Source organism: Curtobacterium sp. RM9 (assembly GCF_054956955.1).
Genome location: NZ_CM143271.1, coordinates 3,355,160 through 3,378,929, shown reverse-complemented (window position 1 = coordinate 3,378,929; position 23,770 = coordinate 3,355,160). Strand labels below are relative to the sequence as shown.

At 67.2% G+C, this 23,770-nt stretch carries 24 protein-coding genes and 1 pseudogene; 16 read left to right on the top strand and 9 right to left on the bottom strand.

Features of this window, described 5'->3' with window-relative positions; translation table 11 throughout:
* Positions 1-50 precede the first annotated feature (50 nt).
* The gene (locus ACY3FI_RS16160) at positions 51-458 is read left to right on the top strand and encodes a hypothetical protein (RefSeq protein WP_462548630.1); all 408 of its coding nucleotides are present in this window, start codon (positions 51-53) and stop codon (positions 456-458) included.
* A gap of 292 nt (positions 459-750) precedes the next feature.
* On the opposite strand, the gene ACY3FI_RS16155 is transcribed toward ACY3FI_RS16160, so the two are convergent.
* Positions 751-1,029: a DUF3892 domain-containing protein gene (locus ACY3FI_RS16155; RefSeq protein WP_462548629.1), complete on the bottom strand. Its 279-nt coding sequence runs from the start codon at positions 1,027-1,029 to the stop codon at positions 751-753.
* A gap of 1,057 nt (positions 1,030-2,086) precedes the next feature.
* On the opposite strand from ACY3FI_RS16155, the gene ACY3FI_RS16150 reads away from it, so the two are divergent.
* Together ACY3FI_RS16150 and ACY3FI_RS16145 are read left to right on the top strand one after the other, a co-directional pair.
* Positions 2,087-3,115 (top strand): hypothetical protein, encoded by a 1,029-nt coding sequence (locus ACY3FI_RS16150; RefSeq protein ID WP_462548628.1) that lies wholly within the window; start codon positions 2,087-2,089, stop codon positions 3,113-3,115.
* A gap of 195 nt (positions 3,116-3,310) precedes the next feature.
* A complete protein-coding gene (locus tag ACY3FI_RS16145; protein WP_462548627.1) occupies positions 3,311-4,540 on the top strand; it encodes a PIN-like domain-containing protein in 1,230 nt (409 codons plus the stop codon).
* Positions 4,541-4,714: 174 nt separating this feature from the next.
* Here ACY3FI_RS16145 and ACY3FI_RS16140 read toward each other — a convergent pair whose 3' ends face one another.
* Positions 4,715-5,680, bottom strand: a complete 966-nt coding sequence (locus tag ACY3FI_RS16140) for an NAD-dependent epimerase/dehydratase family protein (protein ID WP_462548626.1) — start codon at positions 5,678-5,680, stop codon at positions 4,715-4,717.
* An 11-nt stretch (positions 5,681-5,691) separates the two neighbouring features.
* Here ACY3FI_RS16140 and ACY3FI_RS16135 point away from each other — a divergent pair, with 11 nt between their 5' ends.
* Positions 5,692-6,441: a ScbR family autoregulator-binding transcription factor gene (locus tag ACY3FI_RS16135; protein ID WP_462548625.1), complete on the top strand. Its 750-nt coding sequence runs from the start codon at positions 5,692-5,694 to the stop codon at positions 6,439-6,441.
* On the opposite strand, the gene ACY3FI_RS16130 is transcribed toward ACY3FI_RS16135, so the two are convergent.
* Complete coding sequence (locus ACY3FI_RS16130; RefSeq protein WP_462548624.1) at positions 6,408-7,271, bottom strand: AvrD family protein; 864 nt, start codon at positions 7,269-7,271, stop codon at positions 6,408-6,410. The two genes, ACY3FI_RS16135 and ACY3FI_RS16130, sit on opposite strands and share 34 nt — an antisense overlap.
* Before the next feature lie 593 nt (positions 7,272-7,864).
* On the opposite strand from ACY3FI_RS16130, the gene ACY3FI_RS16125 reads away from it, so the two are divergent.
* The 5 genes and pseudogenes from ACY3FI_RS16125 to ACY3FI_RS16105 form a co-directional block, all read left to right on the top strand.
* Entirely contained in the window at positions 7,865-8,308 is a 444-nt protein-coding gene (locus ACY3FI_RS16125; RefSeq protein WP_462548623.1) for a peptidase inhibitor family I36 protein, read from the top strand.
* A gap of 32 nt (positions 8,309-8,340) precedes the next feature.
* Positions 8,341-9,222 carry a hypothetical protein gene (locus ACY3FI_RS16120; RefSeq protein ID WP_462548622.1) on the top strand — a complete coding sequence of 294 codons (882 nt, stop codon included), beginning with the start codon at positions 8,341-8,343 and terminating at the stop codon, positions 9,220-9,222.
* Positions 9,219-10,463 (top strand): peptidoglycan-binding protein, encoded by a 1,245-nt coding sequence (locus ACY3FI_RS16115; RefSeq protein ID WP_462548621.1) that lies wholly within the window; start codon positions 9,219-9,221, stop codon positions 10,461-10,463. The genes ACY3FI_RS16120 and ACY3FI_RS16115 overlap by 4 nt, the downstream gene beginning before the upstream one ends.
* 3 nt (positions 10,464-10,466) lie before the next feature.
* Complete coding sequence (locus ACY3FI_RS16110; protein WP_462548620.1) at positions 10,467-12,371, top strand: ABC transporter ATP-binding protein; 1,905 nt, start codon at positions 10,467-10,469, stop codon at positions 12,369-12,371.
* A 118-nt stretch (positions 12,372-12,489) separates the two neighbouring features.
* A pseudogene (locus ACY3FI_RS16105) lies at positions 12,490-12,795 on the top strand (transposase); the annotation flags it as partial.
* Between the two features lie 110 nt (positions 12,796-12,905).
* Here ACY3FI_RS16105 and metK read toward each other — a convergent pair.
* The gene (metK, locus tag ACY3FI_RS16100) at positions 12,906-14,123 is read right to left on the bottom strand and encodes a methionine adenosyltransferase (protein ID WP_462548619.1); all 1,218 of its coding nucleotides are present in this window, start codon (positions 14,121-14,123) and stop codon (positions 12,906-12,908) included.
* A gap of 938 nt (positions 14,124-15,061) precedes the next feature.
* Entirely contained in the window at positions 15,062-15,637 is a 576-nt protein-coding gene (locus ACY3FI_RS16095; RefSeq protein ID WP_462548618.1) for a TetR/AcrR family transcriptional regulator, read from the bottom strand.
* A gap of 99 nt (positions 15,638-15,736) precedes the next feature.
* On the opposite strand from ACY3FI_RS16095, the gene ACY3FI_RS16090 reads away from it, so the two are divergent.
* The gene (locus tag ACY3FI_RS16090) at positions 15,737-16,633 is read left to right on the top strand and encodes an SDR family oxidoreductase (protein ID WP_462548617.1); all 897 of its coding nucleotides are present in this window, start codon (positions 15,737-15,739) and stop codon (positions 16,631-16,633) included.
* A 111-nt stretch (positions 16,634-16,744) separates the two neighbouring features.
* On the opposite strand, the gene ACY3FI_RS16085 is transcribed toward ACY3FI_RS16090, so the two are convergent.
* On the bottom strand, positions 16,745-17,236 hold the full coding sequence (locus ACY3FI_RS16085) for a MarR family winged helix-turn-helix transcriptional regulator (protein WP_462548616.1): 492 nt from the start codon (positions 17,234-17,236) through the stop codon (positions 16,745-16,747).
* Positions 17,237-17,338: 102 nt separating this feature from the next.
* Between ACY3FI_RS16085 and ACY3FI_RS16080 the strand changes: the two genes are divergently transcribed.
* The gene (locus ACY3FI_RS16080; RefSeq protein ID WP_462548615.1) at positions 17,339-18,241 is read left to right on the top strand and encodes an NADP-dependent oxidoreductase; all 903 of its coding nucleotides are present in this window, start codon (positions 17,339-17,341) and stop codon (positions 18,239-18,241) included.
* 208 nt (positions 18,242-18,449) lie between these two features.
* Here ACY3FI_RS16080 and ACY3FI_RS16075 read toward each other — a convergent pair whose 3' ends face one another.
* Positions 18,450-19,214, bottom strand: coding sequence for a hypothetical protein (locus ACY3FI_RS16075; RefSeq protein WP_462548614.1), 765 nt, complete (start codon positions 19,212-19,214; stop codon positions 18,450-18,452).
* A gap of 185 nt (positions 19,215-19,399) precedes the next feature.
* Here ACY3FI_RS16075 and ACY3FI_RS16070 point away from each other — a divergent pair, with 185 nt between their 5' ends.
* On the top strand, positions 19,400-19,732 hold the full coding sequence (locus ACY3FI_RS16070; protein WP_462548613.1) for a hypothetical protein: 333 nt from the start codon (positions 19,400-19,402) through the stop codon (positions 19,730-19,732).
* A 26-nt stretch (positions 19,733-19,758) separates the two neighbouring features.
* Here the strand turns inward: ACY3FI_RS16070 and ACY3FI_RS16065 are convergent, their stop codons facing one another.
* The gene (locus ACY3FI_RS16065) at positions 19,759-20,136 is read right to left on the bottom strand and encodes a DUF2255 family protein (protein ID WP_462548611.1); all 378 of its coding nucleotides are present in this window, start codon (positions 20,134-20,136) and stop codon (positions 19,759-19,761) included.
* A gap of 55 nt (positions 20,137-20,191) precedes the next feature.
* Positions 20,192-20,929 carry an SDR family oxidoreductase gene (locus tag ACY3FI_RS16060; RefSeq protein WP_462548610.1) on the bottom strand — a complete coding sequence of 246 codons (738 nt, stop codon included), beginning with the start codon at positions 20,927-20,929 and terminating at the stop codon, positions 20,192-20,194.
* Between the two features lie 62 nt (positions 20,930-20,991).
* On the opposite strand from ACY3FI_RS16060, the gene ACY3FI_RS16055 reads away from it, so the two are divergent.
* The 4 genes from ACY3FI_RS16055 to ACY3FI_RS16040 all read left to right on the top strand — a co-directional run bounded on the left by ACY3FI_RS16055 (position 20,992) and on the right by ACY3FI_RS16040 (position 23,652).
* On the top strand, positions 20,992-21,573 hold the full coding sequence (locus ACY3FI_RS16055; RefSeq protein ID WP_462548609.1) for a TetR/AcrR family transcriptional regulator: 582 nt from the start codon (positions 20,992-20,994) through the stop codon (positions 21,571-21,573).
* A complete protein-coding gene (locus tag ACY3FI_RS16050; protein WP_462548608.1) occupies positions 21,570-22,265 on the top strand; it encodes a helix-turn-helix transcriptional regulator in 696 nt (231 codons plus the stop codon). Before ACY3FI_RS16055 ends, ACY3FI_RS16050 begins: the two co-directional genes overlap by 4 nt.
* A gap of 91 nt (positions 22,266-22,356) precedes the next feature.
* Entirely contained in the window at positions 22,357-22,731 is a 375-nt protein-coding gene (locus ACY3FI_RS16045) for a VOC family protein (protein WP_462548607.1), read from the top strand.
* 78 nt (positions 22,732-22,809) lie between these two features.
* Positions 22,810-23,652 (top strand): formate/nitrite transporter family protein, encoded by an 843-nt coding sequence (locus ACY3FI_RS16040; RefSeq protein ID WP_462548606.1) that lies wholly within the window; start codon positions 22,810-22,812, stop codon positions 23,650-23,652.
* Positions 23,653-23,770 lie beyond the last annotated feature (118 nt).

The window sequence follows — 23,770 nt, the reverse complement described above, 5'->3', positions numbered from 1 at the left end:
GGTTCCGAGACGAGTCCTGCCGCTTGCTCGGCCTGGACCAGGAAACCTGGATGCAGAAGATCACCAAGGTCGACCAGGCCGACGCTGTGATCGAGCTGCTCGCCGACGCTGACGAGCCAGTGCGCCGTCTCGCTGCTCGCCTCGACCGCGAGGTTCGGCTGCGCGACCCGATGTGCACCCTCGTAGTTCGCGGAGCGTTCTACTCCTATCGGCGCAACCGCCCCATCGAGGGAGCGGCTGGCACTCGATCGCTGGCGTTCCTAAGTGTCCTGCGTGCCCAGCGCCGCCTCTCGGTCACGCTCCCACTGCCGCTCAACACGCTGCAGCACCTCCCGTTCGTCGCCGACACGACGGGCAAAGGGCATCACGGGATCGGGAACGCTCGCTGCACTCTTGAAAGCGACGATGACCTTGATTTACTCGTTGACACCATTCATTCGTGGCTTGTGGCCGAGTAAAGAGAGGCTGACGCGCCCTCTGGTATCACGGCCCATGTTTGATATGCGAAGCGCCGCGGTAAACTGACGTCTACGTCCAATCTGAATTCGGCAACTTGCACACCGGTGCGGGGCGTCGCCGCGTCGGCAGCCGCGTGGCGCCATCAGCCTGGCGATCGCAGTTCGACGGTGCGCTCCGCGGGCTCGACGCCGACGGGACAGGGCTCGTGCTGACCTCCTCTGCGAGCAGTCGTCTCCCGTCAGAGGAGGTCAGCTTGCCGTCCGACTTCCGAGGATGCCTTGCGGGCGGTCGCTAGAACGTTGGCAGCGCGAGCAGGTTGTTCGACCAAGCGTTGTCGGCCTGCGTTCGGAGGTAAGCATCCCGACCTACGGGGTGCACCGTATGAACGCGAACCTGCTGTGCGCCCGCTCCGACGTAAGCCACCCCCTTCTCCACGTCGATCCAAGCGACGATCTCCGCGCGCGTGCTCGTGGCGGATTTGCCTTCGCTCGAAGTCCACGCGACGTGAGAGATGTGCTCGTGATCGCGAACGTTGTTCGTGAATTTGACATGAGTGATTTGAATCGACATCGTCATTCCCTTCGGTGCGAGCGACCTTCGCTCATCACACCCATACTGAGGCGATCCACCGACTTTCTCCTACGCGCGGCTCACTGGCGGATGAGCGCAGCGCCCCTGCTATTCGCCGGCATGCGGTCGATCCGTGAGGCCGAAGTCCGGCTGACGGAGCGACGGCGGTCTGCTGGAGTTCATACGCGTCTCTATTGAATGTGCCGGGACTGCTCTCGGTTGCGTGCCTGGTACTGACCCATCACGAAGAACATCGATCGAGCGCACCGGACGCGTTGATCGACCAGCGCACGCCGAGGGTGTCGGCGAACGTCACTGCGATGACCCTGTAGCGGTCGGTGCGCGTATATGGGCGGACGGGGCGGTCGAACTCCCGCAGCTCTGCGGGGTAGTCCCACTTGTTGTCCGCGAGAAGCCGAAGTAGCGCCCCGTCGGGAGCACCACGATCTCCATCTGCGCTTGCGGATGACCGTGCAGTGCGACGTCGACAGCTACGTCTCGGATGGGTAGGCCGGAGTCGTTGGCGATGACGAAGCCGTACTCCTGCACCTGGTTCGGTGCCGCCCGCAGGGATCCGGCCCAAGCTGACACTGCGCCGGCTTGCGAACGCGCCTCGACCTCTGTCTGTCGCTGGCGGCTCTGGCGATCCTGATAGAGCTGCACGGCACCGAAGCCGACGGCCAGCGTTGTGATCCAGGTCGGGACGTCCCCCCAAGCGCTCACGGTGCACCTCCGGTTCTCGTCGCGTCGACACCCTCCGTGACAACGCGAGACGTACAGGTACTCTAACCTGGTCGAGCGACCTACTTTGTGTTCGCCGCTGCCCGCGGCGTCCGCGGGCTCCGGCCCGAGAAGTAGGCGGCGTACGTGGCAAATCGAACTGTCGCAACGCAAGCAGAAGTCCGTCGTGTACCGCAGGAGCGTCCCCATGACTACGCAGCCCACCGAGGGCGGCGCACATCCTCACACCCCCGGTCCAGTCGCAGGCCCTGAGCTTGCGCCCGCCTCCCGCATCTGGATGCCTCTGCGCACTGGTGTCGCCCTCGTCGCTTCCACGGTGATCACTACCGTCGGTGTTGCGGTGATTGCCGCTTCAGGCTCTGCGCTCAGTGCGACCGCTTCCGAAACCTGGGGTGCCGTCACGCGACTCAGCCTGGAGGTGGCTGGAGATGCAAATTGGCTACTTCCCACCCTCTTTGCAGCGATCCTCGCCGTTATCGCCATCCTGGTGGGACAGAACTTCGTGGACCTGCACGAACAAGACGCGGCCGCGAACCGGCGACGTCTGGCCACCGCAAGTTGGATCATTGCTGGCATCGCGATGGCCACGCTCATGCTGAGCCTGGTCAGCCTCGCCGCCCCTGGTTCGGGGTCACGTCACCTCTGGGCAAGCACGCTCGTGACGACGTTGATCGTTTCGGCGGCGTTCTGGGGTGGCGTCATTGTTCTCGGTTCGCCGCAGCAGCAGCTCAGCGTGCTCGCCAACACCGAGAACGACCTTCAGCAACGGATCGAGGCAATGCCGCCTCAGCACGAGGGTGGCCGGCTTTGGTTGCGTCTGTCGCTGAGCCTCGGTGCTCTGGCCTTCGGCGCCGCCCTGGTGGCTAGCGGCGTTACAGCGATGGCAGGCATATTCGAGTCGGCCCGTTTGCAATGGGATCCCCTCGACTTCGTAGTCATTTGTTGCATCTGCGTTGCAGCGGCGATCGGCGGGACCCTGCAGTCGGCTTTGATCAGCCAGGCGCGAGATAGCTCGATTAGCCGGTGGGGTGAGCTTCTCACTACGGCATCGTCGACACTCGTCGCCGTAGCACCGGTCGGCGTCATCATGGCATCGCTGCCAAGCTCACCACCCGTCCGCATCACGGTGATTGGTATTCTCAGCGCCTACACGCTGCCCCTCCTAGCGGCGTTCGTGCCGCGAACGATGTGGGCCGGGTGGACCCTTCGGGGTGGACTCGACGGCTTACGATTCCGCCGCTTCCGCCGCCGGCAAGAACGGCTCCGCCGCGAACGGCACCGGCTTGAGCTTGCCCTGCGCGCGCAGCACCCTCATCGCGGTTGGCAGACCCGACGCGGCGTCTGACAATCGCCGCGCTGCCATGTCCTCGGGCGGCGTCGGACAGACAGGACCAACGCCGCCGTCTTGCCGGTGCGAAGGAAACCGCCGTAGGCGTCGGTGGTGGCTCGACACGTTAATGGGGGGCTGCGCTCTCCCTGGTGTGCGGCCAGAGTTGGTCAAACGACCAGCTTACTGAGCATCATCTAGAAGGGACACGTCTTGCCCGAGCACGGCCTATACACCCAATTCGAAGGTTACCGAGTACCCCGAGAGGCGGAGCTGCACGCCGCTCTTCGGGACGGCCTGGTCGCGATCGATACCAACGTTCTACTGAGTTTGTACCGGTACAACCCAGCCACGGTCAGTGACCTTCTGGGTCTGTTGGCGAAGCTGGGCGACCGTCTTTTCGTCCCACACCAGGTGCTACGCGAGTTCTGGCGGAACCGTCGTCTCGTGCTCGGCAACCCGGCCGGCGCCCGAGCAGAGGCGCATCGCCTTCTGCTGAAGAATCGTGACGGGTCTACCGCCGCGATTGAGCGGTGGGCTAAGCAGGTTGCCCTCCCGCAAGAAACGACCCAGGAACTAGCGGCGTTGATCGAGGACGCCTACGTCGAGGTCAACGCCCGCCTTGAAGCTGTGGGGTCTGTTCGCGTATCTGCCGCGCCGCCGACAGACGATGACAGCGTGCTGAACAGACTCGAGCCCATCCTCCAAGGCAAGGTGGGCCCAGCGTTCACCGAAGACCGCAGCGAGGCGGAAATTCTCGAAGGCAACAGGCGGGTGGTTGAGCAGATTCCACCCGGGTTCAAGGACGCCGACAAGCTGGAGTCGGACAACCCTGAGCGTGCAGCCGGAGACTACCTGATCTGGGTGCAGCTGCTCGAAGAAGCGAAAGCGCGAGATCTTGACCTTGTTCTCGTCACGGGAGACGTCAAAGAGGACTGGTGGGAACGTGGCGCACAGGGCGCCCTCATCGGCCCGAGGCGAGAGCTGATCGAAGAGTTCCGCGAAGCCGCTGGAGGGCGAGTGCACCTGCTGGAACCGGCAGCATTCCTGCAAGCCTCGGAGGTGCTCGACGTGGAAATTGACCCACAGTCCGTGCAGGACGTCGAGCGAGTTCGCGACGAGGTCGCCGCCTGGACTGCTGACGCTGTCGGGGCGGTTCTGCGGGCACTTCGCGATGAGGAGCTGGCGCAGGCCGACGTGATCGAAGCGGCGGCTGCGAACGGGGGTTCTCTCGATAGAGATCAGGTTTATAAGGTTGCGAATCTGCCTGACGAGAAGATGTTGACCGGGTTCACCAAGCCTGTGGTGCGCATCACGAGGACGCTGCAGGAGGAAGGCGTCGTCCCCGCCGGGGTGCCGCAGCTGCTCTACCCGTGGTACGAGTCGGGTGGCCGTGCGACGCATCTTCGCGTGCCAGAGGACATCGTGGAGATGGACCTGTAGCGACGGAGTCAGTCGGCCCTGTCGAGCGAATTTGATCGCCACGTCTGCTGGCGAGGCGGCGACGTTGAGCAACTTCGGCAGGTTGCCCGATTGACGCGCGAGCGATGGGCGGTGTGAGAGGCTGCGGAGAGGCACCGCTGGGGGGTGGTGCCTCTCCGCGTCTCATCAGGATAGTCAGTTCGTCCGCGTCGGAGCGGTCACCGCTAGCTCGGCGAGCCGATGGCCCGGAGGACCGTCCGGGAACGAGTCGGCGGACTTTGTCGCTGTAAGCCATGATCGCCGGTCGATTGCGGGCCCTTCGATCGCGGCTGCTACTGGGGCGGGTGTTCCCCAAAATACCGCTGAGTCCATGCGGCTGGGGAGGCCGAGCATCCGCAATGCGTTGAGTGTGACGCCCTGCGCCTGCAGCTTCGCGAAGGCGGCTTCGATAGTGAGGGAGCGAGTCGGTAGTGGTGTATTTGCCGCTCGGAAGGAGCTTGCGACGAGCGACTCGACGGCAACGGGTGCGGATTCGCTGGCGTGAAGGATCGAGGGCAGTGAGGGGCGGCTCAGGAGGGCGGTGACGCCTTCAGCGAGTCGACAGGTGGAGATTGCCGCGACCCTGACATCGGGCGCTCCGAGCCAAGCTTCTTCGCTGATCATGAGACGTGCGAGGGGAGGCGCGACCCAGCGGTCGCCGTCGCCAAAGACCACGTGAGATCGTATGACTGTCCCGCCTGCTTGGAGGACGAGGTCCTCGGCGGCTGCGCGAGCTTGAGACAATGGCGAGGAGGGGCGGCGCGTCATCCGTGTGGGATCACCGAAGAAGCCAAAGCTCCGCCCGTACACCCCAGTGCTGCTGAGATACAGCATCGGCACGTCCAATTTGCGGGCCGCGTCGACTAGCCGCTCGGTGGCGCGGACGTTGCCCTCCCAGAGCGACCGAGCGGGACCATCGGTCGTCGATGCAGCATGCACGACGAAGTCTTGGCCGCGTAAGGCCCCGGCGAGGTCGGCATTCCGAAGATCCGCTACCAACTCGGCAGGGTCATGCTCAACTGCTCGCCGAACGACCGCGGTGACTGTATGGCCCGCCGCCGCAAGGGCTGGTCGAAGCTGTCGGCCAACGAAGCCGTGAGCACCGGTGAGGACGACCTTCACGACGCACCACCATGGTCGTGGAAGAGCCGCCCGATACGCTGTTTTTGATGGGGCAGCGGAAGGAAGAACACATGCCAGACGAGCGGACGCCACAGCAGGGGCGCTCGATGGCGCGCCGTGCGGTGATTTTGGACGCCGCGGCCGCCATCTTCGACCGCGTCGGCTTCGGGACCGCGAGCCTCTCCCAGATCGCAACTGAGGCGGGTGTCGGACAAGGTCTCCTCTACTTCTACTTCCGAACGAAGGAAGCAATCGCTCTCGCGATCATCGAGGAGCAGAACGCCCGCACCTTCGCGGTGATGCAGGAGCTGAACGACCCTGACTCTCCGCTTGCGACCCTCATTCGTGCGTCGAAGGGGATCGGTCAGCTTCTTCTCGATGACGGCATCGTTCGCGCAGGCATCCGCCTCTCCCTGGAGCAAGGAGTCTTCGCTGACCCCACATCCGCGTTCTACGATCAGTGGATCTCGGGCGTGATCGAAGCGTTCGCGGCTGCGAAGGCTGCCGGGGAGCTGACGACCACTGTGCCTCCGGAACGACTCGGCGCGAGCGTTGTTGCAACCTTCACGGGAGTGCAGCTGGTGTCGAATGTGCGCAGTGGACGTAAGGACCTGATGGGGTCCCTTGACACCATGTGGACGCTCCTCGTCGACGGCGTCGCATCGGACGAGCATCGGGATCGGTTGCGGGCTCTGGTGACCGAAACGTTCGATGACACTCAGGGTGCTCATGCGCCTGAAGCCAAGGATGCGTCGATCTGAATGCCGAAGACGTCGTCAGCGTGAACGTCAGCGGTGCCGATTTGACGCCCGCCCACGGTCAACTCGCGGCGGTTTCCTAGCCGAGCGGCAATCAGCTGCGATTGGTCCGACGACCACCGACGACGAACAAACTGGGCACGCCGCATCCACATATTTCCACTCGCGTCACGACGAGCAGCGTCGCCGCTGTAGAGAGCGACTTGCGCCATCTGCGCCGTCAGCATCATTGCCTCAAGGAATGTCATCGACGCATCGCGCTCAGCCGTTCGTTCGTAGACACACTCCACGCGATCGTCCGGGAGAAGTCGGACGCCGCTCACCTGTCCTGCCTTCCACGCTTCGGATGTCGGAAGTACCTGGTCGGGCTTCTCCCAGTCGGACAGGACCTTCAGGGACCCGATCGTGTGCTGCAGACGCACCGCGCCATCACGTTCTGTCTGCAGTACCTCAGTCTGAACGGGCACATCGTCAAGCGCCTCCCACGGGCGGGAACCCGCGCGAACTGTCAACGAACGCTCCGCCGAGAATTCCGCAAGTAGTGGTACCTGAAGGGCGAGAGTTTCGCGGAGACGGCTGGCGATGCGGATTGCATCGACGGTGCTGAGATGTGCCGTTCGCGAGGCCCCGGCTTTCATCGACCAATCGGTCGGATAGCTGAGTTGCGCGCTCGTCGAGAACTCGGAGCCGGAGATGCAGTTCAGCACGCCCAGGGTCAAACCCACTCTGCGGTGGCCCTCCCCGAGGTAGCGATCTTGGGCCGAACCAAGGAGGGCGTCGAATCCGTGATCGGTGTTCGTTCCCACAGTGCCGGGATCGAGGACAAGGGACATGTCATTGCCTTTCGGGTAGACCGGAATTAGTTGGTCGACCACCCGAAAGTAAGCGAAGAAAAGAATGAGTCAAACACCCAGCATTGGGACTTGTGACGCTGCCCACGCGCAATATGGGACGGCCTGCAACTCCGAGATGCATCGCTGCCGGAACGGGTCCTCAGCTGCCCCTGGAGAACGGGTGCTCGATAGCAGCGTGCGCGACGGTGTGCGACCTGGATCCGATGTCAGACGCACGGCGCCTTGTGTTGGCTCGACCCCGAAGATGCGGCTCCAAGCCGACTCGACGTCGCCGATGATCTCTCCGAGTCGCGGCCAAAGCAGTGAAGGCTCGCCCCTACGGTGACTGCCCAGAGTGCCCGGTCGGCGTCGAACACCGTCGAGGCCGCCGCGACGCCGAGCGTTTTCGCTCTCGCGACGGAACGCGCTTCATCCGTGCGAGGGATGCTTTGGCTTCTCGGAGGCGGGAAGCTTGTCTCGAACGCATCACTGCCCCCGTTTGGGGGATACGCCAGAACTTGGTTGGTCGACCTGCTTACAGTACGTTCAACCCGAGCTACTCGGCTCACACCGCATACCCAGAAAGGCGACTCATGTCGTTCTCGATCCGCAAGGGGCTCCTGTCCCTCGCTGCTGTGGGTGCTGTGCTCGGGGGAACTCTCCTCGTGGCACCGGCAGCCCAGGCCGCCCCCTCCGACTGCCCGTCGGGCTCCGCGTGCAACTGGCGCGACGCTTCGTACGTCACGTCGAACAGTGGTGGCGCGCTGGTGGCGTTCTCGAAGTACATCCCCGACTACTCGACGTGGACATTCAAGGGCACGAGCATCAACGCCAATGACAACTCGCTGTCGTTCTACAACAACGGCAACTACGAGACAACGTACTACTACACGAAGGCGTACCCGACCGCCGGCACCACCGCGCGCTTCGCTCTCGCAAAGAAGACCGGTGACGGCAACATCACCAACAGTGACGGGCTCGTGTCGGGCCAGTCGAACACCATCTCCTCCGGCTACTTCTCTTCGCTGAAGCCGTAGCCATCTCCAACAACGAGCGGGAAAGGCCGCACATGAACCTCACAACCCGGGCTTTCCCGCTCGTTGCAGTCATCGCCATCACTCTTTCCGTCGCAGGGTGCAGCGCAGCATCCGACAAGACGGCCGATCCGCAGGATTCCTCAGGCAAGGACTTCACCTCGGGCGCGTTGCCGCTCGACGAGTATCAGTACGCGCCTGGCCAGGATGTGAAGGTCGCCTACGCTGACGCGCTCATCGCACAGCCCTGTCTCGCGAAGAAGGGCTTCAACACACCGGTACCGTACCTCGACACGTCGAAGCTCGATATGACGGTGCGGGACCCCTTCACTGAGCAGCGCGCTCAGGCCGCGGGCTACCACCCGCTGGCTGCCGTCCAGAGCAGTGCCGACGCGTGGCACAACTACGCGTACCGGACGCTGCAGCCCGGCGAGCAGGACGCCATCGATGCTTGCAACAAGGAACTCAGCAAGCAGCAGCCGGCTGCACCGATCGCGACTGCCAATTTCGTCACATCGCTCTCGTCAGCAGCATTCGAGTCGTCGCTTCGTAAGAAGCCTGTGCTCGCCGCTGCGGCGAAGTGGCGGACGTGCATGAAGGACGCAGGTGTACCCGACCTGCCCACGATTCCCGTGCAGATGCCGTCCCAGTCGGTCGCGACGCGATTCGGACTCAGTGACCCAGAGAGCCCTTCCGCGAGCACCGTCACCGAGGACGAGCGCGCCCTCGCGCTGAAGGACGTCGGATGTCGCACCAGCTCCGGTTTCGCCCGAGCCCAGTACGACGCCGAGTGGGACGCACAGGACCAGCAGCTGAAGCAGAACACGGCTGAACTGGCTTCGGCGCGCAAGCAGCTGGAGAAGCTGGACAACACTGTCACGAAGATCATCTCGGCGAATGCGCCGTCTGCCGGATGACGCGCGACTCTGCTTCCTCTGGTGGTCGGCGGAAGGTCCTGATCGGCGCGATCGGGGCCGCGATCGTAGTCGCCAGTCTCGCCGCGGGCTTCCTGATGGCCAGCGTGTTTCAGTCGCCAGCGCAGCGCGAGGCCGCAGCGCAGCCGCCAGCGAAGCGGGCAGTCGTCGCGAAAGTGCTCCGCGGCGACCTGGACCAGACAATCAGCATCAACGCCACCGTGACTCAGGCGCAGAACCAGAAAGTCGCCATCGCCGGCAGCTCGGGAACAGTGACCGGTAACCCAGTCACTGCCGGTGCCACCTACGGAGCTGGATCGCGGCTGGTTGAGGTCAACGGAGCCCCCGTGTTCATCATGCCTGGGTCGTTTCCGCTGTATCGGTCGATGACCTTCGGCGACCGCGGTCCGGACGTTCGGCAGCTCCAAGCAGGACTGAACGCCTCCGGTTTCAATCTGACGGCCGACGGAGTGTTCGGTTCGACGACCGAGCAAGCAGTGCGCCTGCTGTTCACACGGCTTGGTTACGACGCACCGACCTCCGACGACGGTGACGGTGCAGATAGCCCAACTTCCTCGGAAACGCCCGCCGCCTCCAATGGGAAAACGTCGACTGACACGAGCACTAGTACGGACGCGGCACCGGCGGCGAGCAACGCGAACGCGACGGGCGATGCCTCAGCAGGACAGAAGCCGGTGACTCACGTCCTGCTTCCGCCGTCCGCGGTCGTCATCGTCAACGCCGTGCCCGCGCGGGCGGCCTCGAGTCTGCCGGTTGGGACGTCGTTGTCCGCCGACACGACTGTGTCCATCGCTTCCGGTGCCCCTACCGTGGAGGCCACCGCACCCAGCGCGAACCTCGTCGGGCTGACCGTCGGTCAGGAGGCGAAGCTGCAGTTGGGAGACGGCAAGACCGAGAGCGTGCAGGTGAGCGCTGTAGGGACTGCCGGTTCGGATGGAAACCAGACAGCCACCTTCGCAGGTTCCGGGCTGACAAACGACCAGGTCGGCAAGAGCGGAACCCTCGACGTGACCTTGCAGTCCGCCGCACGTGATTCGCTCATCGTCCCGACGACCGCCATCATCACGACTGGCGACTCGAACCGAGCCTACGTGCTTGTGCAGAGCAAGAACGGCGACTTCCGTCGCGTCCAGGTGCAGGAGACCGCGACGCTCAACGGCCAATCGGCGATCACCGCGACCGACGGTGATGTCAGCGCCGGCGACCTCGTCGAAGTGCGTTAGCCCGTGCCCGACATCACTCTCCAAGGAGTGCGGAAATCGTTCGCTGGCCCACCCCGCCTCGAAGTCCTCAACGGAGTCGACCTGCACGTGCCCGCCGGCACCTTCATTGCGATCGAGGGTGAGTCCGGCAGCGGAAAATCGACGCTATTGAACATCCTGGGCCTACTGGACAAGATCGACGATGGCGCGTATTCCCTTGGGGAGGAGCGTGTCGATGGCATGTCGGCGTCGCAGCTGGCGCAGACAAGGAGCCGCTACCTCGGCTTCATCTTCCAGAACTTCCATCTCCTCGACCGCCGACCTGCTTGGGAGAGCGTCGAACTCGGGCTGCTGTACACCGCAACGCCACGTCCTATGCGGCGGCAGCTGGCGCTCGATGCGCTTCGATCGGTGGGACTGGAACAGCGAGCATTCACGCGAGCGAACCTGCTCTCCGGCGGTGAACGGCAACGCGTAGCTATCGCCCGTGCGATGGCCTCGGATGCTCCGATCATCATCGCGGACGAACCGACCGGCAACCTCGATTCCGAGAACACCGCCGCGGTCTTGGCCATACTTCGTCGCCTGGCAGACGATGGTCGCACCGTGGTGATGGTGACGCACTCGTCCGCCGCTGCGAGCGTGGCCGACAGGCGGTTCGTGATGCGAGACAGGCAGCTGCTCCCGATAGTGGGAGCGGCGTCGGTCCTTCGTCCTGCGGCCGTCGGCGACGCTGCGGACGTGGAAGCGAATCGGCGTCCGGCGACCTTGCGCGTGCGGGACCTGATTGGGGACGCCCTCCGTGGGCTCGCGTCGACCACCGGACGCACCCTCGGCCTCGCCGTGGCGGTCGCGGTCGCTGTTGGACTGGTCGTCACCTCACTAGGGCTATCCGACACGTCGCGGGCGCAAGTGGCAGACACCTTCAACGCTGCTGCTAATCGCCGCGTCTCGGCCACATGGGACCCCAACATGCTTCCCGCCCGATATTCCCCGACAGCTGCGAATGCAGTCGAGGCTGCCAGCGACCTTGCCGGGGTCCGCAGGGCGGCCCTCGCGGTCACGCTACCGGTGGACCAGGTCAGGGCGAGCCCGGACCGGCCCGCGTACAACGCACCCTCCTACGCCGTCTACGGCGACGTGGGTGCGGGTTTCGGTCTCACCGGGTCACATCTGCCGAGCCACGAGTGGGGGCCGTCGCAGTCGAACTCCCACGGCGTGTTGATCGGTGCGGACCTTGCCGCTCGCATGCAATTAGGGCCAAGCGCTGGAGCGAACCGCATCCAGATCGGGAACGCGATCGTGCCTGTGCAAGGGATCATCGAGGCTTCGACGCGGATGCCAGAACTCTCGGGCGCCATCGTCCATGCAGGTGGATCACAGGACGTCGCTTCCGGGCAACGGCAGTTGTTCGTCACCACCAGCGCGGGCGCCGCACTGCAGGTCGCTCGCCAGCTTCCCATCGCGATCGCGCCAACGGATGCCACCGCGGTTCAGGTACGAGCACCGCAGGATCCATCCACGATCCGTGGGAAGGTTGAGGACAGCGTTCGAGTGACGTTGCTCGCACTCACCGCAGTCGCCGGCCTCGCCGCGCTGGCCGCGTTGACCAACGCCCTTGTGCTCTCTGTCCTTGAACGGCGCCGTGAGCTGGGGCTACGAAGGGCCGTCGGAGCGCGGGCCCGTCATCTTGCGGCGCTCATCGTCGTTGAGTCCGGTGCGATCGGCGTGATAGGAGGCGTCATCGGTCTCCTGGGCGGCCTCGCGGCCGTGCTCATCATCACTCTCGCGAATCGTTGGTCGCCGGTGTTCAACTTCGCGCTCATGCCGACAGCGGTCGGAGGGGGAATCGTGGTCGGCATGTTAGGGGGCGTGGCAGCCAGCCTCCGGGCAGCGCGCATCGCGCCCAGTGAGGCCCTACGTCAATAAGCGCTGGCGCCACCGACAGATCACGAGCGCTGCGGGGAAGCGCTGCTGCGGTCGACTTCAGCTGCGCGACGTCGTCGAGCTGTGCGTGAAGGCTTGTTACAGAGGGCACCAGCGGCCCTCGGACCGGGGTAGTCAGCTCCGGTCGAAGAAGTTCGTCCGCTCGCTGGGTGATGCCGGCCTGCTCGGATCGATGGGCCGAGTCGGTGCGTGCGCGGATAACGCTGCGATGGAATCGTTCTTCGCGCTGCTGCAGAAGAACGTCCTGAACCGGAAACGTTGGGCGACTCGGGAGGAGCTCCGGCTGGCGATCATTACCTGGATCGAGGCGACCTATCACCGGAAACGACGGCAACGTGGTCTGGGGAAGTTGACCCCGATCGAGTACGAGACGATCATCAACCCACAGGTCGCACTCGCGGCCTGAACGAACGAGTCAACCAAACCTGCAGCAGTCCCCCGCGCTCGAACCGGTGCATCAGGTGGCCTGACACGGCAACGGCGCTGGCTTCACTTCCTGCCTGCGTACACGCGCACTCACACTGCAGCGAGAAGGAGCCCTGCGGCGGCGCGGAGTTCCTCGACGCGATCGAGTCGCTCCCAGGTGAACCCGGGGAGCTCACGGCCGAAGTGCCCGTACGCGGCGGTCTGCGCGTAGCGCGGCTTGAGCAGGTCGAGATCGCGGATGATCGCGGCCGGACGCAGGTCGAACACCTGCAGGATCGCGGCCTCGATCGTGGCGTCGTCGACGTGCCCGGCGCCGAACGACTCGACGTACAGCCCGACCGGCTTCGCACGGCCGATCGCGTACGCGACCTGCACCTCGAGTCGGTCCGCGAGCCCCGCGGCGACCGCGTTCTTCGCGACCCAGCGCAGCGCGTACGCCGCCGAACGGTCGACCTTCGACGGGTCCTTGCCGCTGAACGCGCCGCCACCGTGCCGGGAGGCTCCGCCGTACGTGTCGACGATCACCTTGCGGCCGGTGAGTCCGGCGTCGCCCTGCGGGCCACCGATCTCGAACCGGCCGGTGGGGTTGACGATCACGTCGACGTGCGAGGAGTCCAGCTCGACGAGGTCGAGCACCGGACGGATGACGTGCTCGGTGATCTGCGCCGTGAGCTCGTCGAGCGTCACCGCCGGCGAGTGCTGCGTGGAGAGCACGACGGTCTCGACGGTCTTCGGCACGACGCCGTCGTAGCCGACCGTGACCTGGGTCTTGCCGTCCGGGCGGAGGAAGTCGAGCACGCCGGTCTTGCGGACCTCGGCCAGCCGCTCCGCCAGGCGGTGCGCGAGCCAGATCGCGACGGGCATGTACTCGGGCGTCTCGTTCGTCGCGAACCCGAACATGATGCCCTGATCACCCGCGCCCTGGCGGTCGAGCGGGTCGATGCCGGCGCCGGAGCGGGCGTCGAGTGACTCGTCGACGCCCTGCGCGATGTCCGGCGACTGCGCACCGATCGACACCTCGACGCCGCAGGTGCGGCCGTCGAAGGAGACCTCGGACGAGTTGTAGCCGATGCCCGTGATGACGTCGCGGACGAGCTTCGGGATCTCGACGTACTCGGAGGTGGTGACCTCACCGGCGACGTGCACGAGCCCGGTCGTGACCATCGTCTCGACCGCGACGCGCGCGTGCGGGTCGACGGTCAGCAGCGCGTCCAGGATCGTGTCCGAGATCTGGTCACAGATCTTGTCGGGATGTCCCTCGGTTACTGACTCGGAGGTGAACAGGCGCAGGTGTGCTGGGGTGGGCATGGGGTTCCTGGTGTCTTGGCGATGAAGTGCTGCGTGCCGGAGCGTGTGGCGCTGCTGGCTTCGTTCGAGAAGTGGAGTCAGAAGGGGTGCTACGAGCGAGCGGGAGTCTCGTTGGTGTCGATCGTGCTGCGGAGCTGCCAGAAGAGGATGGCGTAGACCAGCCAGCCTGCCGCGAGGAGGACACAGACAAGGAGCAATGCGCCGTACAGACCGAGAACGCTTCCGAGTCCGCCTGCGAGAGCACCGCCCGCGCCGATGGCGCCGTAGGCGAATAAACGGTAGATCCCGCTGGCTCGACTCTGCATCCCTGGCCCAGCTGCCACTTGCCGTGCCGACATGGCCTGGACGTTGTAGCTGGTGACACCGATTCCCTATGCGAAGAACGTCAGGATGATGGTGGCGGCGCTGAGCCAGCCATTGTCGTGCGCTGCAAGCAACAGTGCGGGTGCCAGCGAGGCGAGTCCCATGCACAGAATGAGGGTCTTCACACGGCAGAGAGACCTCGCGGTACTGCACTCGTCGACACAGCGATCGAGGACGTCCCCGGCATCATCCGGTCCGCAGTAGCCCGCATCCCGCGGGCCTCGATCGCCGCTCTCGAAGACTCCTCAGCCGTGCTGACTCAACGATCCGGGGTTCTGATGCCGCGTGCTGAGGTCCTCACCCTCGCGTTCCACCGAGGTGAAGACGGTCGAACTACGGTCGCGATCCTGCACGCCCGGCGCGGAGGCCTCGCTGCACCCGACTCGGTTCCGTCCCAATTCGAGGCAGCGCTTCTAGCGTCAATCCGAGCAGCAGCAGAGGACGCGGCACGCTAGGCGATCGCTCTGCCATCGGCTAATGAGACGTCGCGACAGCGAGCTGGGCAACCTCGCCCACCGGGACGATGGTCGGTCGCTGGGGGGGGCACTCGCCCGAGAGGCGGCCGGGACGGATCGTCAGTCCGGTTGACCAGGCCGGGAAGCTGTTGCAGTGAGCAGACGGAAGGCTTCGTGAATGTGGCCGCGAAGATCGTGGCTCGCATCATCGATCCACCGTGAAGCAGCATGGTGGAACGTCGCCCAGCCCACCGTGGCGATCAGTGACGCAACGTCACCGTCTTCGCCACGGTCGCGCAGTGCCGCCGCGAGGGCCCCGGCGATGTGCGCGCCCTTCGCGAGGTCACGCTCGAGCAGGGCTGGGGTCTCCGCGATGATCCGAAGTCGGGTGATGCCAGCGGCGCGGTTCTCCTCCAGCAGGCCAGCTGAGTCGATGAACGCCGCTTTGAGCACCTCGACTGCGGCGGCACCGGCAGGCGCGGTGCGAACCGACGCCACGAGGGCGTCCAAGAGCCGGCCCTGCCCGTCGAACAGGACCTCGCGCTTGTCCGGGAAGTGGCGGAAGAACGTGCGGTCGTTCACGCCGGCCCGCCGCGCGATGTCCGCGGTCGTGGTCGCGTCGTACCCACGTTCGGTGTAGAGCTCCAGCGCCGCTTCGTACAGACGACGGCGTGCAGCAGCTCCGCTCCTCGGCATCCCCTCACCGTAGTCGCACCGTCGACGTCACGCCAGTTCCTGGCGTAACGTGGCGCCAGTAACTGGCGCAACGAGCCACTGACAAAAGGGGAGCTGTACATGAAGGTGTTCGTCACAGGTGGATCCGGGCAGACCGGACCGGCCATCGTCAGAGAACTCGTCCGCGGCGGCCACGAGGTCGCTGGGCTCGCTCGTTCCGATGCGGCCGCAACGACGCTGGAGGGACTCGGCGCCGAGGTCGTGCGGGGCGCGCTCGAGGATCTCGACGTCCTCGCGAGTGTCGCCTCGACTGCTGATGGCGTCGTACACATGGCCTACGGCGGCGACTACGCCGACCCGGAAGGCATGATCCGCCGAGAGGTCAACGCCGTGACCGCGATGGGAAAGGCGCTGGAGGGGTCAGGCAAGCCGTTCATCGTCACGTCCGGAACCCTCGTCCTGCCACACGGTGCGCTGGCATCCGAGGACACCGCGCCCGACAGAGACGGCCCCGCCGCTGCTCGTCTGGCTGGGGAGGATGCCTGCCTGGCCTTCGTGGAGAAGGGCGTTCGCGCCATCGTGCTGCGGCTTGCACCGACCGTCCACGGCCCGAACGACCACGGCTTCATGCCGATGCTCATCAGTACCGCGCGGGACGAGCGGGTCTCGGCGTACGTCGGAGACGGGTCGAACCAGTGGCCGGCCGTCCACCGGGAGGACGCCGCAGCGCTGTACCGACTGGCGCTCGAAGGCGCCCTGGCAGGAAGCGTCCTCCACGCCGTCGCCGAGAACGTACCGTTCGCCGACATCGCCACCACCATCGGTCAGCGTCTCGACGTCCCGACCGCATCACTCACCCCAGAGGAAGCCGCAGCGCACTACGTCAGCCCGTTCATGGCACTGCTCTACGCCGCTGACGCCCCCGCGTCCAGCGACCGTACCCGGAAGCTCCTCAGCTGGGAGCCAGTGCACGTCGGCCTCCTCGACGATCTGGCACACGGCGACTACCTCCCCTGACGAGCGCTCGGCTGCCGGTGACACGCGCTGCGTCCGCGAGCACCGCAGGTCCGCGCAGGGAGTCAGTGCCGCCTCGATGGTTCATCGGCCACCGAGGCGCCAGGCAGCGGTCTACGTGCGCGCTCCGCGAGGGGGCAACAGTTCCACGCACTCGCCGCGGAGCGGAGTGAGTATCGCCTCCGCCAGGTCCTCGAGCTGGTTGACCTGGTCGGCGCCGAGGAGCCCGAACACGCGCTCGCGCACCTGGGCGACGTAGCCGGGCTCGACCTCGTCGATCAGCGTTGCCCCGGACTCGGTCAAGCGCGCCAGAGTCCGCCGCGCGTCGGTGGGGTCCGTGCTGCGCAGCAGGAGCCCGCGACGCTCCAAGCGGCCGACGATGCGGGACAGGTGAGACGGAGTCACGCTCGCGGTTGCCGCGAGCCGGCTCATGTGGATCTCGCGGTCCTCGCTCGTCGAGAGACACCGCAGGACGCCGAACTCCGCGTGGCTCAGGTCGGCGGCGTCCTCGAGCCAGGTGTCGAGTTCCGCGGGGAGCCACATCATCACGCCCACCAGGAGGGCCCAAGAGCGGTCTTCCTGCGGGGAGAGGCGGTCGTCCGTCATGACACCAGCCTAAGTTACTTGCTGCGGAAATGAAACGACGCTACCGTTCCTTTCCGCGGCAAGCATTTGCTGTCGTGTCGTTCCACAGAGAGACCTCCCTTCATGCGCGCTGCCCGCTTCCACTCCTACGGAGCCCCCGACGTCCTGGTGGTCGAGGAGGCTCCCGAGCCCCACGCCGGCGAGGGCGCGGTCCGCATCGCCGTCCGGGCCGTGAGTGTCAACCCGATCGATGTGCTCCTGCGAGCCGGCCAGCTCGCCGAGTTCCTGCCACTCGACCTGCCCGCCGTCCCGGGCCGTGACGCGGTCGGCGTCGTCGACGAGGTCGGCGCCGGCGTGACGGACGCCCAGGTCGGCGACGTCGTCTTCGGGCTCGGCGGTGTCAGCGACACCACGGCCGAGTACGCCGTCCTCACCGCGTGGGCCCACGTTCCCGAGCAGTGGACCACCGTGCAGGCCGCCGCGGCGGGTCTCGCCAGCGCCACCGCTGCTGCTGCGCTGCAGGAGCTCGGTGACCTCAGGGGTTCGACGCTCCTGGTCGAGGGCGCTTCCGGCGCCGTCGGCAGCGCGGTCGCCGCGTTCGCATCGGCTGCCGGTGCCACCGTCATCGGCACCGGGCGCGAGAGCAGCCACGCCGCGCTCCGGGCAATCGGCGTCGTCCCGACCACGTACGGCGACGGGCTCGCCAGCCGCGTCGCCGCGCTCGCACCGGGTGGCGTCGACGCCGCCGTGCACTCCGCTCCGTCGAACTCGCTGGGCGACCTCGTCACGATCGTCGGCGACGCCTCCCGCGTCGTGACCGTCGTCGATCACCAGGGCGCCGCGCACTACGGCACCCTGCAGACGAACGCCCGCAACGAGTCCGGTCTCCTCCGTCAGGGCGCGGATCTCGGCGCCGCCGGGGCGTGGACCCCGAACGTCGATCGCGAGTTCGCCCTCGAGGACATCGGTCACGCACACACCGCGGCCGAGACCGGCAGCGGGAAGGTCGTGGTCACTGTCTCCTGATCCGCTGAAACTCGACGTGGAGGTCGAGGAGTTCCCGCGGGCGTACCTCGCTTCGTGCCGGGCAGGCGTGCGACGAGGGGTCGGCCGGCCGCGGTTGCAGCGGTCGTCCTGGCTCTCGCCGCGACGCTGATCTCCCGAGCGCGCAGGGCCACTCGCGACCGATGAGCGACGATCGGCCGAGCGACCTGCAAGGCTCGCATCCTGCGCGTCACCCGCAGAACTCGTACGGCACCTTCGCGTGCGGGCTCACCCAGACCATGCCGACGTTCTTCCCGTCCTCGCCGAGCTCGAACGTGATGTGGCCGCCGTGGTCGTCGATGCCCCACATCGAGTAGCCGGCGCGCTCCTCGAGGTAGGTGCCGAGGTACGTCAGCTGCGGGTACAGCCGCTGCAGCTCGGTGAGGCTGGTGCCGATGCCGGCGCCTTCCGCGGTCTTCGGTGACCTGGCGTGGACGGCATCCGGCTCGTAGTTGCCCACGGCGACACCGGAGACCTTCCCGGTGTCCGTGGTGACGATGAGCGCCGGGTTCTTCCCGTTGCTCCAGAACTGCGTCTCCGGGGCCGCCGGGCACTCCCCGGTGCTGCGCTGGTAGGCAGCAGGCAGGTCGTCCGTCTCCGCTGCGGTGCGGCCGCCGATGGCGATGGGGCCGACCTCGTTGCCGGCGATGGTCCACGTCGCCGGGTCCGCCAGTCGGTACGACGACGCCGGCCGCGCCGACGGCTTCGTCGTGGTGCCACCCTGCGGCGCGGTCGCTGCTGTCGTGGGCGGCACGGGACCGGGTGTCGTCGGAGCCGTCGGGTCCGGCGTGCTCGTCGCAGCATCGGTCGGTGCCGCGGTTGCCGTCGGTGACGTCGTCGGCTCCGCGGTCGGGTCGGTGTCGGTGGTGCCGGAGCAGCCGCTCAGGACGGCGGCGATCAGTGTTGCTCCGGTCAACGAGGTGATGACGGGACGGCGGCGGCCGGTGCTGTTCATGGTGGTGTTCCTCTCTCCTACTGGGAGATGTCCGCGGTGGGCGGATCCTTCCGGGGTGGGCTGACTCGTGATGAGGTCGTGACCTCCGGGCGGTGCTGCAGCCGGCGCGGTCGGCGGGAGGATGAGGACATGTCCGACGGATCGGTGCGCAGCGCGGTCGATGCGGCCACCCGTGGAGTGCTCCCGTGAACGAGATCATGGCGGTGTCGGAGGTCCGGGAACTCCTGGCGCCGATGTTCCGCAGCATGCTGAGCCCGGGGGAGCTCGCCACGCTCCGGGTGCAGATCGTGCCGATGGGCGTCGAGAACCCGGTCCTGCTCGAGGACGACGACCTCGTCGAGACGAACAGCGCCGTCGTCCGGTGGCGGGTGAAGGGGGAGCGCGGGTCGTCCGGCGGTCTCTGGCTCGAGGACGGTCCCGACGCCCTGGTGCGCCACGTGCAGAGCGACCTGCAGGACTTCATCGCGGAGAGCGGATTCGGATGGGGTGAGTTCCGGGGCCCGATGGGCCTGCCCTGACGTCCGTCCCGGCCGCAGCCAGCGAGTCAGGCGGAGCGGGGTCGGATCCGGATCGTCGCTGCGGTGGGGCCGTCCTGCAGCATCGGCTGGAGGTACGGGCTGCCGGCGTACTTCTCCTCGTAGGCCGCGTCGATCCGGCTGTTCAGGTCGGGGCCCGGCTCGTCGAAGCGGACGTCGTGCTCCGCGCCGGCGATCCGGATGCCGCCGGCCCCCTGCTCGACGGCTGCCCGCCACCACGAGGACCGGCGCCCGTTCCACGCCCGGGCGTAGAGGTCGCCGTCCACGACGACGGACCAGACCCACGTGGGTGTGCCGTACGTCGATCCGTCGGCACGGAAGGGGCTGACGTGCAGGTCGTCCGCCGCTGCGAACCGGTCGAGGTCGTCCGTCGTCCAGGTGCTCATGGCTCCGACGGTAGGCGCGTCGGCTGGACCGAGGGGTGTTCCGGCAGCACCCCCGTCAGTCCTGCGCGGTCGGGCGGATGACCACCTCGCCGACGTCGACACCGGCGGGCTGGGCGATCGCGTACGCCACGGCAGCGGCGACCGCGTCGGCCGGCATCGCGAGCGCGTCACGGCGGGCCACCAGTGCGGCGCGCTGCTCCGGGTCCTCTGTCTTCGTGACGCCCTCGGTCGCGGTGAAGCCGGGTGACACGACGGTGACGCGGAGGTCGGGTCCGGCCTCCTGCCGTAGCGCTTCGCTGAGCACCCGCACGGCGGTCTTCGTCGCTGCGTAGACACCCTGTGCGGGACTGATCCGGTGGGCCGAGGTGGACGCCGTGTGCACGAAGTGACCGGACCCCTGCTCGCGGAACACCGGCAGGGCGGCAGCGATCCCGTTGAGGACGCCGACCAGGTTGACGTCGACCATCTGCTGCCAGCCGTCGACGTCGAGGACGTCGAAGCGGGAGACTGCCATCGATCCTGCGTTCTGGTGGAGGACGTCGAGGCGACCGAAGCGGGACCGGGCCGACGCGACCAGGGCGACCAGCGCCTCCCGACTGCGGACGTCGGTCTCGACCGCGATGGCCTCGCCACCGGCGTCCTCGATCTGCGCGACGACGGCGGCGAGCCGCTCGACGCGACGTGCGCCGAGGACGACCTTGGCGCCGCGTGCGGCGAGGTGGACGGCGGTCGCCTCGCCGATGCCGCTCGAGGCGCCGGTGATGGCGACGACCTTGTTCGTGATGCCGTCCATGGTGTCCCTCCGGTAGAGTCAAACGGACAGTCGTCCGATTCACAGAGGAGGCTAACGGACACATGTCCGCTTCGCAATCACCCCGTCGTGCTGACGCTGCGCGCAACCGATCGCGGCTCGTCGACGTCGCGCGGGATGCCCTGGTCGCCGACCCGGACGTGACCATGCAGTCCGTCGCCCGGCTCGCGGGGGTCGGGCAGGGCACGATCTACCGGCACTTCCCGACGCGTGAGGCCCTGCTCGTCGAGGTCTACCGCGACGAGTTCCAGGGGCTCGTCACCGATGCGCGTGCGCTGGCCCGGCGGTCCGAGCAGGAGGGGGCGCTGCGGTCGTGGCTCGACGTGCTCGCGTCGTTCGGGTACCGCAAGCACGCGCTCGCCGACGTGCTCGACGCGGCGACGCGGCAGCAGCTGCACGACGAGCAGGTCGACGAGATCGAGGACGCCATCGCGCAGTTGCTCGCGGCGGGCGTCAGCGACGGGGTGCTGCGTGAGGACGTCACACCGGGCGACCTGCTCGCGCTCGTCGCGTTCCTCTGGCGACTCGGTCCGGCGGCATCGGCGCGCGTGCCGCACCTGCTCGACGTGGTGGTCGACGGGTTGCGGGCGAGCACCACCCGCGAGCGCGGTGGCGCCGCCCCGTGAACCGCACCGATCGCCTGTACGCGCTCGTCGAGGAACTGCGCGCGGTGTCGCCCCGACCACGGAGCGCTCGGCGACTCGCGGAGCGCTTCGAGGTGTCCGTCCGGACCGTCGAGCGGGACCTCGCGGCGCTGCAGGCGGCGGGCCTGCCGATCTGGGCGGAACCCGGCCGGACCGGCGGGTACGTGCTCGACGCATCGGCGACCCTCGGGCCGGCGGGCTACACGCTCGACGAGACCCTCGCGGTGCTGATCGGACTCGGGTCGCTCCGGAGCAGCCCCTACCGGCACGCAGCGAGGAGCGCGGCGCAGAAGACGCTCGCCGTCATGTCCGGAGCAGACGCGGCCCGGGCGAGCGCGCTCGCCGCACGCGTGCACTTCCTGGAGCGCGAGGAGGACCCGGTCCTCCCGGCAGCGTTCGCCGAGGCCCTCCGAGCGGACCGCGTCGTGCGGCTGCGGTACCGGGACGGCGCAGGTTCGGAGTCCGTCCGCGACGTCGAACCCCTGGGATCGATCGAGAAGGACGGACAGTGGTACCTCGTCGCGTGGTGTCGCCTCCGCGACGGCGTCCGGGCGTTCCGGGCCGACCGGATGGTGACGGTGGAGGTGACCGACGAACGACCGCCACGGCGAACGGTCCGGCCCGAGGACCTCGCGATCCAGTACGGGCGCCTGCGGTCCGTCGTCGAGACCTGAGCGGCAGCGGATCCCGGAAACACCGACAGGACGGTGTCGCGACGACGCGCGACGCTGGAGGCTCAGCACCACGACACCGCAGGAGCACGCCATGGCATTCACGTCCGTCCGCATCGTCACCGACGACCTCGAGGGTCTCGTCACGTTCTACGAGCGGGTGACCGGTCAGACGGCCGACCGCCCCGCACCGGTCTTCGCGCAGTTCGTCGGAAGAGGCTCGACGCTCGCGATCGCGAGCACCGCGACCGTCGCGATGCTCGGCGGGGCACTGACACCCGCGACGAACCGCTCGGTGTTCATCGAGTTCGAGGTGCCCGACGTCGCGGCGGCGTTCGAGGCGCTGGGGGCCGAGCCCGAGGACGTCGTCATGGGCCCGACGACGATGCCGTGGGGGAACCGATCGGCGCTCGTGCGTGACCCGGACGGCAACGTGGTGAACCTGTTCAGCAGGCCCGGCGCCACCTGATCGGTCGGACGACCCCGGCGCTGCATTCGCTGTCGGTCCCTGATGGCCCGGCTCGATGCCCGGGCTACCGTCGGGCCCGTGACCGATGACCGACGCCGTGAGATCGGCGAGAGCGACGCACCCGTCGAGGACGAACTGAACCAGTCCTTCGAGGCGACGGTCGAGGAGGGCGCCGAGCGACTGCAGCGCACGACGCGCGTCGTGCTCACCACGGGCTTCGCCGGCGGGCTGGAGATCGGCCTCGGCGTGATGGCGTACCTCGCCGTGCTGCACCAGACCGACGACCACCTGCTCGCGGGACTCGCCTTCAGCGTCGGTCTCATCGCGCTCCACCTGGCGCACAGCGAGCTCTTCACCGAGAACTTCCTCATGCCGATCGTGGCGCGGATCGCGCGGCAGGGCACGACCGGGCAGCTCGTCCGCCTCTGGGTCGGCACACTGCTGAGCAACCTCGTGGGCGGCTGGATCTTCATGTGGCTCGTCGTGCAGGCGTTCCCGCAGTGGCACAGCGTGCTCGAGGAGTCGGCGCGGCACTACGTGGAGGCGCCGTTCGGGTTGCAGAGCATCGTGCTCGCGGTGCTCGGCGGCAGCACCATCACGCTCATGACCCGGATGCAGCAGGGGACGGACTCCGACCCCGCGAAGCTCGTCGCGGCGGCACGCGGCGGGTTCCTGCTCTCCGGCCTGCAGCTCTTCCACTCGATCCTCGACTCGCTGCTCGTGTTCGGCGCGATCCAGTCGGGGGCGTCGATCACCTACGGGCAGTGGCTCGGTTGGTTCGGCTACACGCTGCTGTTCAACGTGCTCGGCGGGGTCGTGCTCGTCACGGCCCTGCGCCTGGTGCGTTCGGCGGACCTGCTGCAGGGGCGCCGCGGGGAGGCGAAGGGCTCCCCGGACCGGTCCGCACGCGAACAGGGCTGAACCGCGGGGTGTGCGCGCGGCCGTGACGGTGCTCGCTACCGTCGGGGGATGAGCGAGCTCGTCCTGCCGATCCCGGACGGGACCGTGAGCGTCGCGGCGCGGGACCTGCTCCCGTTCG